This window comes from Asticcacaulis sp. (genome assembly GCF_051954415.1).
Classification (GTDB): domain Bacteria; phylum Pseudomonadota; class Alphaproteobacteria; order Caulobacterales; family Caulobacteraceae; genus Asticcacaulis.
The window spans coordinates 1-23525 of record NZ_JBQCHT010000035.1; the positions used below are offsets into that span (position 1 = coordinate 1).

The following is a 23525-nucleotide window of genomic DNA, read 5'->3' on the forward strand; positions in this document are numbered from 1 at the left end:
GATCAGCTTGCGTCGCACATGGATTTCGCGCCCGACAACGTGGCGCGCGTCCGACGTTTCTGGAACGCACCGAATCTCGCCGTGCGACGGGGTTTGAGGGCCGTCGATCTTTTTGAGGCGGCGGCGGACGGCCAAGTGAAAGCACTCTGGATCGCGGCGACCAATCCCGCGGTCAGCATGCCGCGCGCGGGCCTCGTGCGTGAAGCCCTTGCGAAATGTCCACTCGTCATCGTCTCCGACGCCTGGCCGACCGACACCACGGCACTTGCCGATATCGTTCTACCGGCCGCGGCCTGGGCCGAGAAGGACGGCACGGTCACCAATTCCGAGCGCGTGATCTCGCGCCAGCGCCGGATGACCGCCCTGCCCGGCCAAGTCCGACCCGACTGGGCAATCGTCGCCGAGGTGGCGCGCCGCATGAACAGCGCCTGGGACAAAGCTTTCGGCTGGAAGGAACCGCACGAGGTCTTTGACGAACATGCCGGTCTGACCGCCTTTGAAAACAACGGCCAAAGATTTCTGAACCTCGGCGGCCTGACGGGTCTTGGTCGTGAGGCCTATGACGCCCTGATGCCGACCCGCTGGCCGGTGACTAAGGCCGGCTCGACGCAGCGTTTGTTTGCCGATGGTCACTTCGCCACGCCGAACGGCCGTGCCCGCCTGATCGCGCCAAAGGCTACCGGCCCGGCCAACTTGCCTACGCCAGAATTCCCCTTTAGCCTCAACAGCGCCCGCGTCCGCGATCACTGGCACACCCTGACCCGCACGGCCCTGGCGCCGGAACTGAACCGCCATATCACCGAACCCCTGCTCGATATCCATCCGAAGGACGCCAAACGTCTCGGCATCAAGGACAGCCGCCTGGCCATCGTGACCACGGCCTTTGGCGAGGCGATCCTGAAGGCCCGCGTCACCGACGATGTCCGCGAAGGCAATTTGAGCGTGCCCATGCACTGGACACGCCAGTTCGCTCCCTTTGGCCGCGCCAATGCCTTGGTCAATCCGGCGGTCGATCCTATGTCCGGCCAGCCGGAATTCAAGCATACGCCGGCGCGGGTCGCCGCCTATAACGAGGCCTGGCACGGCTTTATCATGACGCCGCGCGATTTCGACGGCGAACTGCCGGAATTCGCCAAAGAAACGGAAAATGGTGCGGTGTGGCGTCGCTCCAGTCATGCCTATGCCGATTGTTTCGAGATCGCCGGCATCGCCCCGATGGATATTTCCGCCATCGAGATCACCCAGAGCCTGGATGACCTGACGACCGGCCAGACCCGCCGCGTGCGCATCGAGGATGGTCGCCTGACCCGTGTGCTTTTTATCGCCCCCATCACCAAGCGTCTACCACCGCGCGACTGGCTGCTGGAGCGTTTCGGCGACCTGGTGCTCGACGCCAAGGACCGGGCTGCCCTGCTGATCGGCCGCCTGCCCGGCGTGCAGGACAAGGGCCGCATCATCTGCGCCTGCCGCAGCGTCGGCGAAAAGACTATCAATGCCGCCATTGCCGACGGCGCCCTCACGGTCGAGGCCATCGGCGAGGCCACCACCGCCGGCACGGCCTGCGGCTCGTGCAAGGGCGAACTGAAACAATGCCTGCTGAAACACGCAAAGGAGACCGCCCATGCCGTATAACCTTATCTCCTCCCCTGATTTATCGGGGGAGGTGGCGCGCGTAGTCGCGCCGGAGGGGGCAATTACCACATCAACTAAAGGCCCCCTCCACCACTTCGTGGTCCCCCTCCCCCGCTTCGCAAGGGAGGAGAAAGGACGCGGCTTCGTCTCGCTTGTTGGCGCCGGTCCGGGCGACGCCGATCACCTGACACTCGGCGCGCTGAAAGCCCTGCAATCAGCGCAGGCCCTGCTCTATGACGCGCTGGTGTCGGAAGATATCCTGGCGCTTGCCCCGCAGAAGTGCGTCAAGATCTGCGTCGGCAAACGTGGGGACCGCTTGTCTGTCTCACAGGAAAAGACCAATGAACTGATGGTCCGCCTGGCGAAAAAGGGCCTGCATGTGGTGCGTCTGAAAGGCGGCGATCCGTCGGTCTTTGGCCGCGTCGAGGAAGAACGCCTTTATCTCGAACAGCATGGCATAGCTCATAAGACCCTGCCGGGCGTTACCGCGGCCTCGGCCGCTGCGGCGCAGTTTTCCTTCCCCCTTACCCATCGCGGCGAGGCGCGCTCGGTCACCTTTCTGACCGGTCGCACAAAAGATGGCTCGATCGACCTGCGCGAGGAAAGCATCAACGACCCGATGACTTCGCTCGTCTTCTATATGTCATCGCACAATGCCGCCTATATCGAGGCCAGTCTTTTAAATGCGGGGCGCTCGCCGCAAACGCCCGTGGTCATTATTGAAAATGCCGGCCGCCCCTCGGCCCGTGCCCTTTCCGGCACACTCAGGGAAATGGCCGCACTGGTTGCCCAGGCGGCCTTTGAAGGTCCGGTACTGATGGGAGTCGGCATCGCTTTTGGCTACGCCCGTCTGGCCACGTCTGTTAAGGCGCGACTTCAAGCGTAAGGCTGTAGGACCAGTTGCGCGGATCGGCTTGATCCCCGTCCTGCCAGTTGCGGCTCATCTCGATGACATAGACGCCCGGTGTATCGAAGGTCACCTGCGCCTTGCCATCCGCACCCGTCGTGCCGGTATAGACATAACTGGCGTCACGGTATTGATCGCCGCCACGCTCGATCTTGAAATCCGCTGCCGGCAAGGGCTTGCCGTCGAATATAACGGCAAAGTCGAACGTGCTGCCGCTGAACAAACGGCTGGGGTGGGTCAGCGGCGCGACTTCCAGGCCCTTGCCTTCGAGCGGCGGCAAAGCTTCCGACGGTTTTTTTAGCGAAATATAGCTGTCGGCACGGGTCATGGCTTTTACCGTAACCGTTTTAGCATCGGCGGGAATGGCCGGTTGTTGCGGTGATTGCACCGGGGTTTGGCCGCCTTCACCGGGTGCCTTATTGCCGCCCGGCCCGCCTGGCCCGCGCATTGGGCGCCATTTGCCATCGACCTCTACCATCTGCATCGAGCGGACTTCCACATTACCGGTGGTCAGGCGGAAAGTGCCCTCATGCGGCAGGGCGGATTCGAAAACGGTCACCTCTTTGAACTGCGCCCCCTTGGCCGGCGTGGCGGCGCCCTTGTCATCGATGATCTGGAAGCTGTCGATTTTCAGCGCGCCTTCCGGCGTGAAAACATTCTCCGATGTCGCGGCTTCCGCCGTCACATAGGCTTCGGTCGGCGCGAAATTATAGGGCAGGATATAGCTGGTGCGCGCCTCGGCGGCGACTGCGGCGAACAGGGCGACCACCGCCAGACCGGAAAGAACAGGTTTCAACATGAATTGGCTCCCAAAAGCTGAATTAATAAAGGTCACGGCGGTATCGCCCGGATATCTTGGCGTCATCGACCCAGGCCTGGCCGAGGACGCCTGTCAGCGCCTGATCGACCGCCAGCCCCATATCGCGGCCGCCACAGCACAAGACAGCGCCCGTATCTCCCAGCCAGGCCGGGATATCCGCCGCCTGTGCGGCCACTATCGTCTGGACATATTGACCTGCGCCGTCATCGGGCCGTGAAAAGGCGAGGTCGAGCTGCGTCAGCCGGCCCTCTTCTCGCCAGGTTTTCATCTGATCCGCCAAGGCGCCGTCGCGCTCCGGATGACGTTCTCCGTAGATCAGCCAGACCTTGCGACCTTGCGCGTTCGCCTGAAGAATATGCGCCCGCAAACCAGCCAGACCCGACCCCGCCCCAATGAGCAGCAATGGCCCGTTTCCTTCCGGCATATGGAAACCCTTATGCGACTTTATCCGCAAAGGCAGGGCATCGCCGGGCTGTATGCCTTCGATCAGCAGGCCGGAACCGTCGCCCATTTCACCGTTTGCCTTGCGGACCTCGCGCACATAAAGATCGAGCCGCCCCTCGTCCGGCAGGGTTGCGATCGAATAATCGCGGCGGTGGCCATAAGGTGTGGTGATTTCCACCAGATCACCCGCCTGCCAGTCGGCGGCCTGACCGGTAAAGCTGAGATGATAGAGTGGATGACTGCCCAGTGGATTGAGCCGTGTCCGTGCCTCCAGCCGCCACGGCAATCCAGTGTTTGCATGAACCGTCTCCTGCCCACCGAGAGAGGCCAGCAGGTCGTGCCACCTCTTCAGCGCCGCCGCATCCAGGTCATCAGCCTCGATAACCGGTGCCACAGCCTCGCCCCCGCAGGCAACCAGCCAATTGAACACCCGATGGCCGAAGGCGCAGAACTGATCATATTTGCGGTCGCCCAAGGCCAGAACGGCCACGGACCGCCCCATCAGATCGGGTGTTTCACGCATCAGGGTGTTCTCGAAACGCAGAGCTTCGTCCGGCGCGTCGCCTTCGCCGGTGGTCGAGACCACGCAGAGTATATGTATCGCCGCCCGCAATTGTACGGCTGTCACCTTATCGGTGGAAACAGCTATCGCATCGCATCTACCGCCAACAAGAGAAGCCGCGCTGTCTCTGGCAATCTCCTCGGCCTGGCCAGTTTGTGAGGCATAAAGCACCAGATAATCGCTGGTCGTTTCGGCCTTTGTCCGTCCCTTGAGCGCCGCCCACAGGCTGACCGCCACAAAGCCCGCTGCCCAGGCACCGGCCGCAGCCCAGCGCGCCGGATCATCAGTCAGATTATCAAGCAACGGCGTCACAGCCAAGCCTCCAGGCGCGGACTTAAACGCTCACGGAAACCGCTGCCGTCACGCAGCCACAACAAGCAGGGGATATCGTGTGCCACGGCAAAATCCATGGCCCGCGCCTCGCCCAGCACCATCAGGGCCGTGGCAAGCGCATCGGCCCGCCAGCACTCGGCATCGAAAACCGTCACGCTGACAATGCCGGAGCGCGTCGGCGCCTGGGTCTGGCTGTCGATGATATGCGAATGGACTTGTCCTTCATGCACGAAGGATCGCACCTGTTCGCCGGATGTGGCCACCGCCCAATCGCACAGAGCGGCCACAGTGGCTTGCTTTACCGGTGTCTCGATTTCCACCCAAAACGGCAAGCCGTCCGGTTGTACGCTCCAGCCCTTCAGTTCCCCCCCAACCTCGACCAGAGCCGAACAGACACCTGGTTTTGCCTTGAGCAGGTCCATCAGGGCATCAACGGCATAACCCTTGGCGATGGCGCATAGATCGATCCGCACGTCCTTCGGCTTGATCAGGCCCTCCGCCTGCCAGACCAGATCGCGCCAGCGGCTGGCCGGCAGGATCGAGATATCGGGCAGACCTTCCGGCACCGACCTGGCGCCAAAGCCCCACAGTTCAACCGCCGGCAGGATGGCCGGATCGAAGGCGCCGTCGGTCAGTTCGGCCATATCCAGCGCATGGCGCATGACCGTCATCATCCGGGGCGGAAGGGCGACACATGTGCCCGTCGGCGCCAGGTTGAAGCGCGTCAGGTCGGAATCGATCCGATACGGACTCATTTCCCGGTCGATCTCATCCAGCACCCCTTGCAGCCGCGCCTTTAGTCCCATCAGGACCGCATCGGCTTCGGCATAAAAACTGACCCGCCAGGTCGTGGCGAAGGCTGATCCTTCCAGATCGTGACGGACCGTTCCGGCAGGCGGATGCGGTTCCGCGACCAGGTCGGGGATCAGGACACGTCGGTCAAGGGCGGGCAGCGACGGGGTCATTTACGGCTTATAGCTGAGCTTGACCTGACCGAGTTCGGTGGTGCCTTTTGCGCTGGCGGTCGCCGCCCTGGCCGGGTTCCAGGTCAGCGGCAGCTTTACCTGATCATGCCCGCCCTGCTCACGCGAGGCTTCAACGACGAAACTGTAGGCGCCGGGCTTCAGTCCCTTGAAAGCGGAAGTGTTGGTATCCAATGCCAGCGTATTGCGGCCAGGGGCGCGCGTGGCGCCACTGAAACCATCGGTCGAAGTCAGGTCGCGGCCGCTTTTGCGCCACCACGACCGCAGATCCTTCAGCCAGCGGGCGCCGCGGTTTTCCGGCTTCTTGACATCATACCACAGGAAGGCGTTGGCGACGTGATTGCCGGCCGTATCCTCGATCCAGCCGGCAACATAGGGCTTGTGATATTCGGCGACCTTCTGCGTCGGGATTTCGATATCGAGCACGACCTGGCCGGCATTTGCGATGGAAGCGGTCAGGCCGGTGGCCGCAACGGCGGCGAAGGCAAGGAATTTGAAAGTCATGGGAAACCTCAGGCGTGAACAAACAGCAGGAAAAGGATGAAAGGCAGCACCAGCCCCAGTGCCACCAGCGGCCAGGTGACGCGACGACCGCGAGCGTAAAGCCATAACAAGCCGAAACCGGTCACGGAGAAGACCACGCAGGCAATCGCGATCAGGTCGATAAACAGGGCCCAGACAGGCCCGGAATGCCGGCCCTTATGCAGGTCATTGAGCACGGCGATCAGCCCGCGATTGGTGCGTTCATAGGTAGCGCGGCCGTCGATGCGGCTGATCTCAAGCGTGGAATCGACGCCCGGCGCCGACAGGGTGAGATAGATGCCGTCGTCGTCAGCATCGACCGTGGCGCCGCGCACATCGACGCCGGTGGCGCCGCGGATGGCCGTGGCCTGAACGGGCGTCAGGGGCACATTGGCCGTGACCGAAGCCAGGCCCGTCAAGGTAGCTTTCGGCACCGTGCGTTCAATCTTCGTCACCTTGGGCTGGGCTTCAATCTGCGCGGCGTGATTGAGCGTAAAGCCGGTCACGGAGAACAACAGCAACCCTATCAGCGAAACCGCCGAACTGATCCAGTGCCATTGGCGTAACTGGTTACGCCAGAAGCCGGACTTTACCGTTATTGAACTGGGCATGAAGACAAAAATACCGCATAACTTTGATAATCATTCGCATTAGCAACAATTATCCGCCCTGACAAGGATGCAGCTCAAATTTTTGAATTGGGATCGACAGCCATCTGGCCTAGAAGCAGGACATGCAGGATATCGAACCGTTTCACGCCATTGCCATCAGCCGCCTGGCCCATCAACTGAAGGCCGAGGGCCGCTCCATCATCCACATGGAATTTGGCCAGCCCTCCACCGGCGCGCCGGCAAAGGCGATCGAGACCGCCCACCATGTGCTCGACACGGACGGCCTTGGCTATTGGGAAAGCCCGGACCTGCGCGCGCGCCTGGCCCGTCACTACCAGGAAACCTATGGCGTCACCGTCGCACCTGAGCAGTTCATCCTGACCTGCGGCGCCTCCCCGGCCCTGCTGCTGGCATTGATCTCCGGCTTCGAGCCCGGCGCCCGCATCGCCATGGCGCGCCCCGGATATGTCGCCTACCGCAATACCGTGAAGGCCCTGCGTCAGGTGCCGTTGGAAATTCCCTGCGATGCCTCGGTTCGCTTCCAGTTGACCGCCGCGGCCCTGGCCGCCATCGAACCAGCGCCGAACGGCGTCATCATCGCCAGCCCGGCCAATCCGACCGGTACGATCATTGAAGCCGCGGAACTGGAGGCTATCGCCGCCGTCTGCCGGGAACGCGGCATCCGCATCATTTCCGACGAAATCTATCACGGCCTGAGCTATGTCGAACCCGCACATTCCATGCTGGAATATGCGCCGGACGCTTTAGTAGTCAGCAGTTTCTCGAAATATTTGAGCATGGTTGGCTGGAGGCTGGGCTGGCTTCTGGTGCCGCCAGAGCATCTGGAAAAGGCCCGCGCCTATGTCGGCAATCTTTTCCTGACCGCGCCATCTCTCAGCCAGCATGCCGGCCTGGTGGCACTGGATTGCCGCGACGAGTTGGAGGCCCATGTCGCCACCTACGCCCGCAATCGCCAGCTATTGCTCGATGCCCTGCCCGCTATGTGCCTGACCTCGATTGCGCCGCCCGACGGCGCCTTTTATATATATGCCTATATTGGCCACCTGACCGACAACAGCCTCGATTTTTGCCAGATGTTGTTGCGCGACACCGGCGTAGCCACCGCACCAGGCCTCGATTTCGATCCGGTCGAGGGTCGTCATTTCATTCGCTTCAGCTTTGCCGTCTCCACACCTGAGATCGAGGAAGCAATCCAGAGGCTGACCGTCTGGTTCGCAGCAAGAACCTAACGTTCCAGCTTGGCGGCCAGAATGATTGAGGTGGTGGTGCGCTCCACACCATCGAGCAAGCCGATCCGATTGATCAGTTCGTTCATTTCGATGCTGTCGGCGGCCTCGACCATGACAATGATGTCGTATTCTCCGCTGATGGCATAGACGGCCGAGACTTCCGGGATTTCCGGCAGCTTGAGTTCGACCTCCTGGCACAGGCGCGGCAGGGTCTTGATCATGACATGGGCGCGCAGACGCGATTTCGAGTAGGCCTGGCCCAGCCGCACCGTATAGCCGTCGATAATGCCTTCGCTTTCAAGCCGTTCCAGCCGGGCATAAACCTGGGTGCGTGGAATATCGAGCATGGTCGCCAGTTGCGATACCGGCAGGCGGGAATTTTCGCGTAAGGACGCCATCAGCTTGCGGTCAATGGCGTCCAGTTCCGGGGCAGGCTTGCGCGTGGTCATTATTTCAGTGTCTCGTCGCCATAGATTGCCGTTCGGATAACGGGGGAATCGGATGATACCGCCCCACGATACATGCCGACATCATTAATGGCAAAGGCCGGCTTGCCGCTGGCGTCCATGGCGATCAGACCGCCGTCACCGCCGATCGAACCGATCGACATGATGGTGTCATGCGCCGCGGCCTCGATATCCTGACGGTTCCAGCGCACGCGGTCACAAACCTGGCGGCCGGCGGAATCGCGGATGAAATATTCGCCAGTGCCGGTAGCCGAAACGGCGCAATCGCCATCACGCGCATAGGTTCCCGCGCCAATCAGCGGGCTGTCGCCGATACGGCCCCACTGCTTGCCGGTCAGGCCGCCGGTCGAGGTGGCCGCCGCCAGATGGCCGTCGCTATCCAGCGCCACCGCGCCAACCGTGCCGTACATATGAGTCGGGTTAATCATGGCCTGGTGATCCTTCTTCCAGTCCACCAGCATCTGCTCGCGCTCCGGCGTATGGAAATAGGACGGGTCTTCCTGCGCCAGACCTTGCGCCTTCGAGAACGCATCCGCGCCCTCCCCGGCCAGGAACACATGCCGCGTCTTGTCCATGACCGCGCGGGCCGCCAGGATCGGGTTCTTCGTCCGTGTCAGGGCCGCCACGGCGCCGGCTTTCATGGTGCCGCCGTCCATGATAGCCGCGTCGAGATAGACATTGCCATCCGCCGCGATCGCCGCACCCTTGCCGGCATTGAACAGGGGATTGTCCTCCAGCGGTTTGAGCGTGGCTTCAACGGCATCGAGCGCCGTGCCGCCGGTGTCGAGCACCGCCTGCCCCGCCTTCAGCGCCTCGGCCAGACCGGCACGGTAGGCGGCGTCGGTCTCAGGCGTCAGGTCACCGCGATCAATCACCCCGGCCCCGCCATGAATGGCCAGCGACCAATGCTTTTGCTGGGTGAGCACGCCATTGGTGACATCATAGGTGCGCGTGAAGGATGGCTGACCGACCTCAAGTGTCCGGATGTTGAAGGTGCTTGTCTTGCCGATGCCCGTCACACTCACATTCTTGATATTGAGTGGCTTGCCCGGCGCCAGATCGTGAACCTCACCGCCTTGCACCAGCCAGCCGTGGCCATCGAGATTGGAATAGACCTTTGCCGTGCCATCGGCCTCGACCGTCATCGCCGCCTCTTCATCAATGCCGAGGCCGACGAGCGGATGCGCATAGCGCTTGTTCGGCGAGGCGCGCAAGGATTCCGACTTGACCAAAAAGGCGATCAGGCGGCCCAGGCGGTCACGCACACCGAAATGGCTGTCGGTGACAATATTGGCCATCAGCTCCGAATGCAGGAAATCGGTTTCCATCGTCACCGCCGAACCGAGCGGGTCTTTCATCGCCTCCGGCGAGGTAATGCTGCCGCCATCCATGGCCCCGTATAGCCAGCTTCCCTGCACGGCCAGCCCCGCCGAGGTGCCGCCTATCGGCTTGCCGGCCGCCACATGGGCATCGAGCGCTTCGTTGAGCGGCGTGCCCTTCCACATGCGGACATAGTTGGACTGGTCGCCGCCCGCCAGGAAAATGCCGTCAGCTTTTTTCACCGCTTCCAGCAGCTTCGGATCGTAAGATGCCTTGCGGTCGGTAAACAGGAAGGTGCGCACCGAACTGACGCCCTTTACCTGATTATAGAATTCATCCTGCGATTCCGTGGTGCCGGAAGCCCGCAGCACGACGATATGGCCATGCCCGGCATGGGCCGTGAACCAGCGGAAGGCATCATAGGCCCAGTCACCGCCGCCGCTCAGCAGGAAGCCACCCTTTACCGGATCGGCGGTCGGCTTCGTCTCGTCACCGATCACAAAGGTTTTGTAGCCCGGTCCGCTCTTCCATGCCTTCGCCTCAGCTATATTACCCAAATTTAAGGTGACGACGGCGAGACTTAAGGCAAGGATCAAGGGACGCATGGCAGGCTCCGCGATTGTTAGTGCGCAAATGCAACATATCACCACAACTGTGATCGCAAATTGACCTCATGGCAACAATTTGATTGCCAAGTTTGACACAATGATGTCACTTTTCATCATGTTTCCGCAAAAATAGTGCACTTTGAAACTATATTTGCACATTTATCCCATTTGCATCCGCGAACACCGTTACATCAACAAGGAGCGTTCCATGAAGAAAACCAGGCCTTATATAACTCTTGGGCACCTCTGCAAGCTGACCCTGCTTGCCGGATGCAGCCTCTATGGCCTTCATGGCGTGGCAAGTGCGCAGGACACCACAACCGCTGCGCCGGCGGATGACGAACCTCAGACCGTTGTCGTTCTCGGTTCGCGCATCCCGCGCACCCAGAAGGAAGGCCCAGCGCCCGTCACCGTGATCACATCCGACCAGATTCGCGCCGGCGGCTATGCCAGCGTGCCGGACGTGCTGAAAACCGTGACGCAAAACGGCGGTGAAACGCAATCCCAGCAATCCGGCGACGCCGCCGACTATTCGCCGGGCGCGCAACAGGTCGATCTGCGCGGTCTCGGCCCCAACCATACCCTGGTCATGGTCAATGGCCGCCGCATCTCCGATTATCCGATGCCCTATGACGGCAACGGCAACTTCACCGACATTTCCAATATCCCGCTGGGCATGGTCGACCAGATTGAAATCCTGTCCGGCTCGGCCTCGGCCATCTATGGCTCGGACGCCCTGGCCGGCGTGGTCAATTTCAAGCTCAAGGAGCGCTATGACGGCTCGACGCTCGATTACCGCTACGGCTGGACCGAACAGGGCGGCGGACAATCGCACCGCCTGAACTATTCGTCGGGCTTCGACGCCGGCAAGTTCCATGGCGTCTTCGGCGGCGAAATCCTGTGGACCGATCCGATCTATGGCTACCAGCGCAAGCGCCAGGATTCGACGCTCGACGCGCCCGATCCCGCCTACCAGACCCCGGTCACCAACTGGCAGCGCGTCGATTATGATGTCTATGCCATCGATGCCACCGAGGCCGATTGCGCCCTCACCGCCTCCACCAATGGCGGCACAACCCACCTGGCGATCGATGACTATTACGGCGACGGCGACACCATTCTGGGCGCCTACTGCGGCAGCGAATCCGCCATCGGCTATAAGACCGTCCAGTCGCAGCGCCACGCTGGGAATCTCGTCGGCTCCTTTACCTATGATGTGTCTGACCGTCTGCACCTCTTCGCCGATGTCCAGTTCGGCCTCAGCCGGCTAGAACTGCTGAAGCGCCCGACCTCGTGGGGCTATCAGGATGAAACCGGCAACGATGTCGGCGACTTCTACAACAGCTTCACCGGCGGCACCGACAACTGGTATCGCATCTTCACCCCGGAAGAGATGGGCGGGCTGGACAAGGCCAAGCGCCAGGTCAATTCGACCACCTATACCTTCACGCCGGGTGTGCGCGGCACCTTTGGCGCCGATGACAAGTGGAACTACGAGGTGGCGCTCAACTACAGCGCCTATACCGCCGAGGTCATCTTTCCGCTGATCAATGTCGACAAGGCCAATGCCCTGTTCCTCGGCCCGAAGCTCGGCATGGACACCGACCCGCAATTCCTGGGCGAGGATGACGGCTACGGCCTGCCAGTCTTCAATGCCGACCCGACGCGCTTCTATACCCCGCTGACCCCGGAAGAATACGCCTCGATCGCTGAAAATGCCGTCTATCATCCGAAGAGCTCGGTCACCGAAGTCACCGCCCAGATTGGCACCCGCGACCTGTTCCAGATGCCGGCCGGCCCTGTTGGCTTCAACTTCCTCATCGAGGGCGGTCGTCAGGACTACGACCAGGGCACCGACCCGAAGGCCGCCTCGCCGCACTTCTTTAGCTGGACAGACTTCATCTCGAAGGGCCACCGCAATCACTACGCCACCGGCATCGAGTTCAGTATTCCGCTGCTCTCCACCCTGTCCTCCAGCGCCGCGGCCCGTTACGATCACTATGATTATGCCGGTCACAGCGTTGGCCAGAGCACCTATAATCTCGGTCTGGAATACCGTCCGCTCAAGACCCTGCTGCTGCGCGCCGCCTGGGGCACCGGCTTCCGCGCGCCGGACCTGAACTATGTCTATCAGGGCATCGGTTACGAAGAAGGCCGCGCCACCGACTACTACACCTGCTACAATGATACGCCGGAAGACTATCCCGGCGATTGCGGCCGCGGTTCGCGCATCTCGGTCAAGACCGGCGGCAACCGCGACCTGGAACCGGAAACCAGCGAAAGCTTCAATACCGGCTTCGTCTGGGCGCCGTCACGCATGTTCGATCTCAGCGTCGATTACTTCAAGATCAAGATGGAAGGCGTGGTCGAGGATCTGGTCATCAATAATCTGACCCGCACCGAAGGCGAATGCCGCAACGGCCTGCAGGACATAAACACCCCGACCTGCCAGGACGCCATTGCCCGTGTGACGCGTGATTCCGGCGGCGACATAACCCAGGTGTTCGTCAGCCCGATCAATGTCGCCAAGGAAGAAACCTCCGGTTACGACTTCGCCGGCCACCTGCGCTTCGATACGCCGATCGGCGTGCTCGGCCTTTCGGGCAGCTATACCCATGTCATCGACCATGACTATACCCGCTATGTCGGCGATCCAGCCATCAACAAGCTGGCGGTCGATTCCGACTATTACATCCCGCGCGACAAGGCTTCGGCCAGCGTCAACCTGAAGACGGGCAAGTGGAAGTTCAATATCGACGGCAACTATACCAGCCGTCTGCCAAACTATGACGAGGACGCCTGGGTGAAAGCCTACATGCTCTATAACGCCTCGGCGCAGTATGAAGTCAACGATAAGGTCACGGTGTCCCTGGCCATCGACAACCTGTTCGATACCAACCCGCCCTATGATTCCACCTGGACCAGCTACCCGTACTACAATGCCAACTGGTACGAAGGTCTCGGCCGTTCGGGCTTCCTGCAGATCACCTACAAGTACTGATAAAGTCTGAGTGAAAACCTACGGGCCGGCGAATATCCCCCTCGCCGGCCTTTTTCTTACTTCAAGTCCTCCGCCTCATACACAATCTTGCCGCCCACCATGGTCAGCAACACTTTCGTATCACCGATCTCTTCCGGCTTGATCTGGAACAGGTTGCGGTCGAGCACAATCAAATCGGCGAACTTGCCTTTTTCCAGAGAGCCCGTGTCCTTGTCCTGTCGCAGGCTGTAGGCGGCATTGAGCGTGATCGCCCGCAGGCCTTGCGCCACTGTCAGGCCAGGATCGATGCCCAGCCGGTCGGGATATGTCACAGCGTCCTCGCCGATGGCCTTGCGCGTGACCGCCACTTGCAGGGCCAGCCATTCATCGAGCGCATCCACCGGCCAGTCAGAGCCATAGACAATGCGTGCGCCATAAATCTCCAGCAGGCCCGCCGGTTCCATCAGGGCCGACCGGATCGGCCCCAGCGCCGGCATCGACTGCATGATGTCAATGGAGGGCCGCTCCCACTGGAAGGACAGCACCGGCAAGGCGTTCACCTCGGCATAGCGTTTGTAATCCGCCGGATCGACGATCTCGTCATGGGCGATGGCCGGACGGATATCATCGGCCGGATGGACTTTCCGCATGGCCTCGACCGCGTTCAGGCCCATACGCACCGAGCCGTCGCCATCGGCATGCATGTGCGGATTGAGCCCCACCGCCGCCAGCTTGATCAGGGTTTCATTGAGCTGATCCTGCGAAAAATACGGCTTCGGTCCGGTATTATGCCCCGGACGGCCATTCTCGAAATACGGCTCAACCATCACGGCTGAAAAAGCCGGCGCCGAATAGACGCCATCGAGGAACAACTTGGCGGTATCGACGGTCATGATCGGGGCGGCACCATTAGGCTTTTGCTCAAATTCCGCCTTTTCCTTCAGCACCTCGGCGATGGCCTTATCGGCATCGTAGTCAGCCGGAGAATCAATCAGCACGGCGAAATGCGCCCGCGCGGTCAGTCCCCCCTCTTTGGAGACCCTGCGGTAGGCGGTCATGGTCTCGATATCGGTATAGGCGTCGAGAAAGGTGGTGATCCCCTGCTCGCGCATGGCTTTCAGCGCCAGTTGCGTCGCCTGGTAATTCTTTTCAACTGAAGGGGGCGGCACCACCTTATCCAGCAAATCCTGCGCCGCGTCCTGCAAAAGCCCGGTCGGCTCGCCCGCGGCATCGCGCACAATGACGCCATCCTTTGGCTCGGGCGTATCGCGGATGATGCCTGCCAGTTGCAATCCGCGCGTATTGGTCAGGTTGGAATGACCGAAGGACGAATGGACCTTGATCGGCCGGGTGGTTTTCACGCTATCCAGCGCGGCCCGGGTCAGGACCGTGCCCTGCGGCTTAGCGCCCTGCTCAAACCAGTTGATCACCAATAACCAGTCATCCGGTCCGGCTGTCTTGTCGTCATCGGCACACTTTTGAATACGCGCCTGGAATTCCGCAATCGTCAGGCTTTCATAGTTGAGATTACAGCTCAGCATCCGCAGGCCGCCCGATTGCGGGTGCATATGGCCGTCGATCAGGCCCGGCATGACCATCCGACCCTTGAGGTCGATGATCTGCGTCTTTTTGCCAATATAAGCCTGAACATGACTGTCATCACCAACGTAGATGATTTGACCTCGTGCCACGGCCACGGCTTCCGCGGTACTGTCCTTGGCGTCGACCGTGTACACATAGCCGTTTCGGAAAACCGTATCAGCTTTGGGAATGGGTCGAGCTTCGACACCGAAAGCCACAAACGCCAGTCCGCACAGCAAAACTCTCTTCATCGGCGAATATCCCCTGTCGTTTTTTGGCGCATAACGGACTATATAGGTCACTCATTACCCCGCAAAGGAAAACAGATGGATTCGGTCATTTCGATCCGGCAACTCGACAAGACCTACAAGAGCGGCCACAAGGCGCTGAAATCCATCGATCTCGATATCCGGCGCGGTGAAATCTTCGCCCTCCTCGGCCCCAATGGCGCCGGCAAGACCACGCTGATAGGTGTGGTATGCGGGCTGGTCAGGCTGACCAGCGGCACGGTCATCGCCGACGGTCATGACATCACGAAGGATTACCGCGCCGCCCGCGCCAAGATCGGTCTGGTGCCGCAGGAACTGGCGACCGACATGTTCGAGACCGTGTGGGCCACAGTCAGTTTCTCGCGCGGCCTCTTCGGCATGGCGCCCAATCCGGCCCATATCGAGAAGGTGCTGAAAGACCTCTCCCTGTGGGACAAGAAGGACAACAAAATCGCCACCCTGTCCGGTGGCATGAAGCGCCGGGTACTGATCGCCAAGGCCCTGTCGCACGAGCCGAAGATTCTGTTCCTCGATGAACCGACCGCCGGCGTCGATGTCGAACTGCGCCGCGACATGTGGAAGATGATCGGCCGCCTGCGTGAACAGGGCGTGACCATCATCCTGACCACCCATTACATCGAGGAAGCCGAGGAGATGGCCGACCGCATCGGCGTCATCAATAAGGGCGAGATCATGCTGGTCGAGGAAAAGCACGCCCTGATGAAGAAGCTGGGCCAGACCCGCGTCACCATTGGCCTGAAGACAAAGCTCGACGCCCCGCCTGATATCCCGCAAGCACTCGACCTCTCCACAGATGGCGAGACCCTCACCTTTACGCTCACCGGTGAAGGCGATGCAGAAGATGCTGGCGTCGCGGACGTGCTTAAGGCTTTGATGGATAAGCGGATCGATTTCAAATCAGTCAGCACCAAACGGTCCTCGCTCGAAGATATCTTTGTCGACCTGGTGGAGAAAAAAGCATGAGCCTCAATTTCCATGCCGTCCGCGCCATCTACTTTTTCGAACTGCACCGCACCTGGCGCACCCTGTTCCAGAGCATCGCCGCGCCGGTGATCTCGACCTCGCTCTATTTCATCGTCTTTGGCTCGGCCATCGGCAGCAAGATGACCCTGGTCGATGGCGTCTCGTACGGCGCCTTTATCGTGCCTGGCCTGACCCTGCTGTCGATCCTGACCGAAAGCACATCCAATGCTTCGTTCGGCATCTACCTGCCGCGCTTTACCGGCACCATTTACGAGTTGCTGTCGGCGCCGGTCTCGGTGGTCGAGGCGCTTTTGGGTTATGTCGGGGCCGCCGCCACCAAGTCTGTGATTCTCGGCACCATCATCCTGATCACGGCGCGTCTGTTCGTACCCTATGAAATCGTGCATCCGGTCTGGGCGGCCATATTCCTGGTCATGATCGCCCTCACCTTTTCGCTGTTCGGATTTATCCTGGGCGTCTGGGCCGATGGCTTCGAGAAATTACAAGTCGTGCCCCTGCTGATCATCACCCCGCTGACCTTCCTCGGCGGCACCTTCTATTCGATCAAGATGCTGCCGGACTTCTGGCAAGGCATCACCCTGTTCAACCCGATAGTCTATCTGGTAAACGGCTTCCGCTGGACCTTTTACGACAAGGCCGATGTCAATGTGCTGGTCAGTTTCGGCATGACCCTGGTGTTCATGACCGCCTGCGTGGCGTTGATCGCCTGGATTTTCAAGACCGGCTACCGCCTGAGAACTTAAGCGAAAAGATCCGGCCGGACCTGGGACCAGCAGGCCCGGCGCGGAGTTTATGTGCGCGCCCGGAAGAGGGAGAAACAGTGCGCACGTGGGGCGCCGGGCGATTTCAGGGGAAAATCGTGACGCAACCTCAAGTTACAATTAAAGCGTTTAAATTGCGTTAATTTGCAACCTATTGGTGCGGATTATTTTTGCGCCATTTAGCCCCATAATCGCCGCAATAGCTTTGCACATCAAAGCCCGGCTCCATCGTCAAACCTGTAGGCAGACCGGACCGAATAGGGCATAAGACTCATCCTTCAGTGCCAGACCCGACATGTGCGAGCCTTAATGACCTCCGACCCGAACATGCCCGCCCCTTCCTTCATTCAAAAAGCGAAGGATTTCGCCGACCGTATGTGGAACGCCGATGACCAGACCCTGCGGTGGATGCTCGGCGTCCTGGTGATCGTGCTGGCCTGTTTCAATTTCGTGCGCGACCTGAATAACCCCAACCATGCCTTTTGGGACGAATCCTATTACCTGACGACAACCCAGAGATATGAGGAAGGCAAGGCGCAATATGCCTCGCATCCGCCGCTCGGCTTCATGTTCATGGATGCCGGGGTCAAGGCCGGCAAGCTGTTGGGCATCAACAAAAATATCGACACCCATTTCCTCGGCGATGTGAAAAAGATCGATTCGCGCGTCGTGCCGAAAGGCTATGATTTCACGCCGATCCGTATGCCGTCGGCCCTGTTCGCGGTCATCAGCGCCCTGCTGTTTTATCTGATCATCCTGCGCCTCAATGGCGAAGCTTTCGAGGCGTTCGTTTTCTCACTGCTGTTCGTTTTCGAGAACGCCTATATCGTCCATTTCCGCGCCGCTCACCTCGATTCCTACCAGTTCACCTTTACCCTGGGCTCAATCCTGGTCTGGCTACATACCTTCGGACGCGAACCGAAGCGGCCGCTCCTGACCTATGCCGCCTTCGGCCTGCTGTGCGGTCTCAGCTTCATGGTCAAGGTCAATTCGCTGGTCATGCTGCTTCTGGGGGCGCTCAGCCTCGGTCGCGCCCTGTGGATGGACCATTCGCGCCCCAACTGGCTGCGGCAATTCTGGCGCGGTTCCTCGATCGCCGGTGCCTTCCTGGCGGTCGTCGCGCTGTTTTTCACCCTGCATGTGGTCTTCAACCCCAATGCCCCCGACACCTCAACCAAGGCCGGCGCCCGCGACAACGGCGCCATGGGGCAGGTCTACAGGGACTATCTCGCCCACAAGCGTGGCCTGTCGCCCGCGGTGGTCTGGGACGCCACGGTTGGCTATTACAAGTATATGAAGTATGACTTCACCGGCGAGGTGAAGACCGAACCCAATGGGTCGCAACCGGTGCTGTGGCCCTTCATGGCCAAGGCCATCACCTACCGGTGGGATTTCGACGGCAAGAAGACCGCCTATACCCACATGGTCGGCAATCCGGTCAACTGGGGCTTAGGGTTAGTCGGCATAATCGGTGCGGCCGTGCTGATCTCGCGCCGCCGCTTTGACCGTAAGGATACTCCGGACGCCGAGGCCCGCGCCATGGACTTCGACCGCCTGGAAGCCCTGTTCGCCATGTTCATGTTTTTCTGGGTGTTTCACATCTATCTCGGCATCCACCGGGTGATGTACATCTATCATTACTTCATCGGCCTGGCCCTGACCTACCTGCTGGCGGCCCTGTGCTTCAGGATCGTGGCCAGGCAGATGCCGCTGGTGGCGAAGCACCGCTTCGGTATCCTGTGCGGGCTAAGTATCCTGATCGCGGTCAGTTACCTGTTCTATGCGCCGCTCACCTATCACCAGTCCATGACCAAGGCGGAATGCAATCTGCGCAATATTCCGGTCACCCTTGTGGTCTGCCAGCCGGCGAAGAAAAAGCCGGCGCCCCTGCCGGTAAAGCCATCCGCCGACCTTAACAAAAATTAATCCGCCGGATTTCGCTTTCTTCGGACACAATCCTGCGGCAGTGTCCTTAAGGATAACCGGAGATACCCGAATGCTGATGAAAAAGTCCCTGCTGACCGCCTTTGCAATTGCGGCCCTGACCACCACGGCCCTGACGCCGGTCAGCAGTTATGCCGAAGTACCGGTCGCCGCGCAGCCGATCGATATCAGTACGGGCCTCGACTTCCCCCAGAACCATTCCGACATCAAGGCCGATCCGGCGGTACGCTTCGGCAAACTGCCCAACGGCATGACCTATATCATCTTAAAGAACGCTACCCCGCCGGGCACCGCCTCGATGCGCCTGCGCTTCAATGGCGGGTCGCTGATGGAGGACGACAGCCAGCAGGGCCTGGCCCACTTCCTGGAGCATATGGCCTTCAACGGCTCGAAGAATGTGGCCGAGGGTGACATGGTCAAGATACTGGAGCGCCACGGCCTGTCCTTCGGCGCCGACACCAATGCCCATACCGGTTTCAGCGAGACCGTCTATGAACTTGACCTGCCCAAGGTGGCCGATGACGACCTCGATACCGGCCTGTTCCTCATGCGCGAAACCGCCGGTAATCTGTCGCTGGATGACGGCGCCATCGACCGTGAGCGCGGCGTCATTCTGGGCGAGGAACGCGCCAGCGACAGTCCCGGCCGTCACGCCTATATGAAATGGTCCACCGCGGCCTTCGGCGGCCAGAAATACCCTGTGCGTCTGCCTATTGGCCTGACCGATATCATCAAAAACGCCAAGCGCGACCGCTTCGTCGATTATTACAACAGCTTCTACCGCCCGGAACAGGCCACCTTGGTCGTGGTCGGCGATTTCGACCCCGATGCCATGGAGGCGCGCATAAAGGCGAAATTCTCCGACTGGCAGAAGCCCGCAGCCCCGATCCGCGTCACCGATTTCGGCGCCTACAAGCCAAAGGGCGTCACCTCCGAAGCCTATGCCGAAAAGGGCCTGCGCACCGAACTGACCCTGACCTGGTCGCAACCGATTACCGAGGTCTACCAGACTGAAGCCAAGGAAACCGCCGACTTCCTGGATGGCCTGCGCACCCAGATTCTGAACGAGCGCCTGGAGCGCCTGGCCAAGCTGCCGGATACCCCCTTCGCCGCCGCCTCGATCGCCCATGATGACGTCGATCATACGGCGACCGTCACGCAACTGTCGATCACGCCCAAGCCAGGCCGCGAGAAGGATGCCTTCGTCGCCGCCTATACCACCGTGCGCCAGTTCATCGAATATGGCGCCGATCAGGCCGAGCTTGACCGCACGCTCAGCGATACCGAAACCTATTTCAAGCAGGCCCTGCAGGGCGCCAATACGCGTAACAGCCGGCAACTGGCCGAATCCCTGGTCGATTCCATGGCCGATGGCGAGGTGTTTACCTCTCCACAACAGGACTGGGACTATTTCCAGAAACTGAAGCCTTCGATCACGCTCAATGCCCTCAATGCCGGCATCAAGCCCCTGTTTGCCGGCGACGGCCCCCTGCTGTGGCATGAAGGCGCGACGCTCGGTGATTTCGACCAGAAAGCCTTCCTCGACACCTATAATACGGTTCAGTCCGCCAAGGTCGCGGCTTCCGAAGCCCGCTTCAACAAGCCCTGGCCCTATACCGATTTCGGCACGCCGGCCAAACTGGTAAAGCGCGAGGAGATCAAGGATCTCGGCCTGACCCAACTGACCTGGGCCAATGGCGTGCGCGCCACCATCAAGACCACCGATTTCAAGGACGATGAAATCGGCATTACGGTCCGCTTCGCCGGCGGCTTGAGTGCCCTGTCGCCGGCCGCGAAGCCGCCGGTTTTCGCCGCCTCGGTGTCCGATCTGCAGGAAGGCGGTCTCGGCAAACTTTCGGCGTCCGAAATCAAGGACAGCCTGACCGGCAAGATCTACAGCGTGGGCCTGAGCATTGGCGAAGACGCCACCACCCTTTCGGGCGGTACCAATCCGACCGACTTCGCCACCCAGATGCAGGTGCTGATGGCCTTCACCACGGATGCGGCCTACAGCCCCGATGCCTTTGCCCGCCTGAAATCCTTCATCCCCGACTATTACAACCAGCTCAACGCCACGCCCGGCGGCGTCTTCCAGATGAGCGGGGCGGCTGCCTTGCGGAACAACGACCCGCGCTTCACCATGCCGTCCGAGGCCGATTTCCTCGCCACCACCAATGACCAGGTGAAGGCGCTGATCGACAAGCAACTCAAAACTGAGCCGATTGAAATCACCATTGTCGGCGATATTTCCGAAGCGGAAGCGGAGGCTGAGATCAGTAAAACCTTCGCCACGCTCGGCAAACGCGCCGACACACCGGCCCTGCCCGCCGACGGCCTGTCTCTGCATTTCCCCACCCAGAATCTCAACCGGGTGTTCGAGCATCAGGGCCGCGCAGACCAGGATCTGAGCTATATCGCCTGGCCGGGCACGGATTTCATGTCCGACACCCGGCGCGCCCGCGGTCTGACCGTCCTGGCCGAGGTGCTCTCGCTGCGCCTGACCGATATCGTGCGCGAGCAGAAGGGCCTGAGCTACAGCCCCTATGCCAGCAACTACTATTCCCAGACATTCCCCGGCTTCGGCTATCTCAGCGCCGTCGCCCAGGTGAAACCGGAGGACGACCAGGCCTATTATGACGCGGTGGCGGGCATTGTGGCTGATCTTAAGGCCCATCCGATCAGCGATGACGAACTGCTGCGCGCGCAAAAACCGCTGCTCGACCGCATGGATACCGACCTGAAGACCAATACCTTCTGGGCCGGCGCCCTGCCCGGTTCGACGACAGACCCGCGCAAGCTCGACTATATCCGCACCCGCCGCGACCAGTACAAGGCCGTGACCGTGGCCGATATCCAGAAACTGGCCAATGACTATCTTGATATGAGCAAGGCCATGCGCATCCAGATCAAGCCGGCAACAGCGGAAGCCGCTAAACCCTAAACCAGCCGGATCGGACCGGGATAATCGGCCACCTGACGGTCGGAGGTCAGCAGAAGAATGCCTTCGACCGTCGCCTGCGCCACCAGCAAGCGATCGAACGGATCCTTGTGAAGCCACGGCAGATCGGCGACAGCCACGGCATGGTCGCCGGAAATTGACAGTTCAGTGTAAGCATTATCCGAAAGACTGCGCCGTAATTGTCTTGCATCGGCTGGGAAATCACTGCGCCCCTGAGATTGTTTAATAGCGACCTCCCAGAGACTGGCTGAACTAAAAAACAGCTCATTTTCCAGATCACCCATCAAAGACTTAGCCTCTGCCGAAAGCCGGAAGGAAGTGCTGGATGCCCAAATGAGCAGGTGCGTATCGATGAGGAGCTTCATTCTTTACCGTAAAACATTTCGGCGATCTCATCTTCATAAAGACGATCGAAATTGTCGGGCACGGTGAAATCAGCCGGCAGGAAATCAAACCGCTGCGGCGTTTTCACCACCGGCTCATTGATCGGCACGACCTTGACCATGGCCCGGCCGGCCTTGGCGATGATAAATGGCTCGCCCTTTGCCGCTTCTTCGACCAGGCGCGACAAATGCGTTTTGGCTTCGTGGATATTGACCGCCTTCATGACAGACCTCACTAAACTAAGTTCGGTTAGTTTAGTTTAAAACTGCCGCGACGGCAAACAAAAACCCCGCCGGATGGACCGGCGGGGTTTTCAGTTATGTGCGCACTTTTTTAGTTTACTGAACGAAACCGCCGACGCCGCCATCGAAGCTCATCACGGCTGTGCTGGTGGCATTGCAGCTATTGCAGGCCATCTGACGCTGCTTGGTGATGGTTTCGGTGCGGGTCAGGGTCAGGATCTTGATGCCGACGCCAAAGCGGCGCAGCAGCGAACGTTCGTTGCATTGACGCTGCGGAATCTGCGTCTTGCAGGTCAGGGTGCCGTTTTCGAACCACAGGGCCTCGTTCTTGGCGCAGGTGGCGTTCTTGCCGCCGTCAAAATTGATGTGCGAACCGTCATAGTCCGAGTAGGTCCACTGCATATGCGTGCCGGCGATGCAGCGATAGACCTCGCCGCGATAGGAACCGGCGATATCGCGGCCCGAAAAGACCTGAGAGGCCGGGTGAGGTACGCCGGTATCATCGATGCAGCTCGCCTGGATGATGGTCTGCTTGGTGAAGGTCTGCTGCTCGCTGTAGCTTTCCATGGCGCCGCAGCAGTTTCCGCTGACCACATTCAGGGTGCCGGCGGCCTGCGGATAGCCAGGCGTCTGCGACCAGTTGCTGTAACCGCCGCCATAATAGGTGGTGGCCCCGGCACTGGCGCCGGCGCTCGCACCGGCGCCGACCTTGACATTGACGTTCACATTGACATTGCCGCCACCGCCGCAGCTCGTGCAGGGGGTATGCGGCGGACGCGGATTGTGCGGCACGGTGGGCGGCGCCGGCGGTGCGCATCCGGTCGTGCAGGCCGCGGCGGCGCCGGCGAAGGCCAGCATTCCGGCGCCCACCAGAAGGGTGAACAGGTTCTTCAAGGCTTTGCGCATCAAAACTTTCCTCATGGCTTTTTCGCCCTCATGGC

At 60.5% G+C, this 23525-nt stretch carries 19 protein-coding genes; 8 read left to right on the plus strand and 11 right to left on the minus strand.

Going from position 1 to position 23525, the window contains the following annotated elements:
• Together ACTHND_RS12825 and cobA are read left to right on the plus strand one after the other, a co-directional pair.
• On the plus strand, positions 1-1632 hold a 1632-nt coding region (locus ACTHND_RS12825; protein ID WP_440178341.1), incomplete at its 5' end, for a nitrate reductase.
• The gene (gene cobA, locus ACTHND_RS12830) at positions 1622-2518 is read left to right on the plus strand and encodes a uroporphyrinogen-III C-methyltransferase (RefSeq protein ID WP_440178342.1); all 897 of its coding nucleotides are present in this window, start codon (positions 1622-1624) and stop codon (positions 2516-2518) included. The genes ACTHND_RS12825 and cobA, both read left to right, overlap by 11 nt.
• Here the strand turns inward: cobA and ACTHND_RS12835 are convergent.
• From ACTHND_RS12835 to ACTHND_RS12855, 5 genes are read right to left on the minus strand one after another with little or no spacing between them, the layout of a single operon-like run.
• Positions 2496-3338 (minus strand): DUF4198 domain-containing protein, encoded by an 843-nt coding sequence (locus ACTHND_RS12835; protein WP_440178343.1) that lies wholly within the window; start codon positions 3336-3338, stop codon positions 2496-2498. The genes cobA and ACTHND_RS12835 overlap by 23 nt on opposite strands.
• 22 nt (positions 3339-3360) lie before the next feature.
• Complete coding sequence (locus ACTHND_RS12840) at positions 3361-4677, minus strand: NADPH cytochrome P450 oxidoreductase family protein (protein WP_440178344.1); 1317 nt, start codon at positions 4675-4677, stop codon at positions 3361-3363.
• Positions 4674-5663, minus strand: a complete 990-nt coding sequence (locus ACTHND_RS12845; protein WP_440178345.1) for an FAD:protein FMN transferase — start codon at positions 5661-5663, stop codon at positions 4674-4676. Before ACTHND_RS12845 ends, ACTHND_RS12840 begins: the two co-directional genes overlap by 4 nt.
• The gene (locus tag ACTHND_RS12850) at positions 5664-6185 is read right to left on the minus strand and encodes a DUF2271 domain-containing protein (RefSeq protein WP_440178346.1); all 522 of its coding nucleotides are present in this window, start codon (positions 6183-6185) and stop codon (positions 5664-5666) included.
• Positions 6186-6193: 8 nt separating this feature from the next.
• A complete protein-coding gene (locus ACTHND_RS12855) occupies positions 6194-6814 on the minus strand; it encodes a PepSY-associated TM helix domain-containing protein (protein ID WP_440178347.1) in 621 nt (206 codons plus the stop codon).
• Between the two features lie 122 nt (positions 6815-6936).
• On the opposite strand from ACTHND_RS12855, the gene ACTHND_RS12860 reads away from it, so the two are divergent.
• Positions 6937-8064, plus strand: coding sequence for an aminotransferase class I/II-fold pyridoxal phosphate-dependent enzyme (locus ACTHND_RS12860; RefSeq protein ID WP_440178348.1), 1128 nt, complete (start codon positions 6937-6939; stop codon positions 8062-8064).
• Here ACTHND_RS12860 and ACTHND_RS12865 read toward each other — a convergent pair.
• Positions 8061-8513, minus strand: a complete 453-nt coding sequence (locus ACTHND_RS12865; RefSeq protein WP_440178349.1) for an Lrp/AsnC family transcriptional regulator — start codon at positions 8511-8513, stop codon at positions 8061-8063. The genes ACTHND_RS12860 and ACTHND_RS12865 overlap by 4 nt on opposite strands.
• The gene (locus tag ACTHND_RS12870) at positions 8513-10456 is read right to left on the minus strand and encodes an isoaspartyl peptidase/L-asparaginase (RefSeq protein WP_440178350.1); all 1944 of its coding nucleotides are present in this window, start codon (positions 10454-10456) and stop codon (positions 8513-8515) included. The genes ACTHND_RS12865 and ACTHND_RS12870 overlap by 1 nt, the downstream gene beginning before the upstream one ends.
• Positions 10457-10667: 211 nt before the next feature.
• On the opposite strand from ACTHND_RS12870, the gene ACTHND_RS12875 reads away from it, so the two are divergent.
• Entirely contained in the window at positions 10668-13460 is a 2793-nt protein-coding gene (locus ACTHND_RS12875; RefSeq protein ID WP_440178351.1) for a TonB-dependent receptor plug domain-containing protein, read from the plus strand.
• Positions 13461-13516: 56 nt separating this feature from the next.
• On the opposite strand, the gene ACTHND_RS12880 is transcribed toward ACTHND_RS12875, so the two are convergent.
• On the minus strand, positions 13517-15271 hold the full coding sequence (locus ACTHND_RS12880) for an amidohydrolase (protein ID WP_440178352.1): 1755 nt from the start codon (positions 15269-15271) through the stop codon (positions 13517-13519).
• 75 nt (positions 15272-15346) lie between these two features.
• Here ACTHND_RS12880 and ACTHND_RS12885 point away from each other — a divergent pair, with 75 nt between their 5' ends.
• From ACTHND_RS12885 to ACTHND_RS12900, 4 genes are all read left to right on the plus strand, one after another.
• The gene (locus tag ACTHND_RS12885) at positions 15347-16273 is read left to right on the plus strand and encodes an ATP-binding cassette domain-containing protein (RefSeq protein ID WP_440178353.1); all 927 of its coding nucleotides are present in this window, start codon (positions 15347-15349) and stop codon (positions 16271-16273) included.
• Entirely contained in the window at positions 16270-17037 is a 768-nt protein-coding gene (locus tag ACTHND_RS12890) for an ABC transporter permease (RefSeq protein ID WP_440178354.1), read from the plus strand. The genes ACTHND_RS12885 and ACTHND_RS12890 overlap by 4 nt, the downstream gene beginning before the upstream one ends.
• Before the next feature lie 327 nt (positions 17038-17364).
• Positions 17365-18981, plus strand: coding sequence for a phospholipid carrier-dependent glycosyltransferase (locus ACTHND_RS12895; protein WP_440178355.1), 1617 nt, complete (start codon positions 17365-17367; stop codon positions 18979-18981).
• 70 nt (positions 18982-19051) lie between these two features.
• Positions 19052-21940: a M16 family metallopeptidase gene (locus tag ACTHND_RS12900; protein WP_440178356.1), complete on the plus strand. Its 2889-nt coding sequence runs from the start codon at positions 19052-19054 to the stop codon at positions 21938-21940.
• On the opposite strand, the gene ACTHND_RS12905 is transcribed toward ACTHND_RS12900, so the two are convergent.
• The 3 genes from ACTHND_RS12905 to ACTHND_RS12915 form a co-directional block, all read right to left on the minus strand.
• A complete protein-coding gene (locus ACTHND_RS12905; protein WP_440178357.1) occupies positions 21937-22323 on the minus strand; it encodes a type II toxin-antitoxin system VapC family toxin in 387 nt (128 codons plus the stop codon). The genes ACTHND_RS12900 and ACTHND_RS12905 overlap by 4 nt on opposite strands.
• A complete protein-coding gene (locus ACTHND_RS12910) occupies positions 22320-22565 on the minus strand; it encodes a type II toxin-antitoxin system Phd/YefM family antitoxin (protein ID WP_440178358.1) in 246 nt (81 codons plus the stop codon). Before ACTHND_RS12910 ends, ACTHND_RS12905 begins: the two co-directional genes overlap by 4 nt.
• 115 nt (positions 22566-22680) lie before the next feature.
• Positions 22681-23490, minus strand: a complete 810-nt coding sequence (locus ACTHND_RS12915) for a hypothetical protein (protein WP_440178359.1) — start codon at positions 23488-23490, stop codon at positions 22681-22683.
• Positions 23491-23525 lie beyond the last annotated feature (35 nt).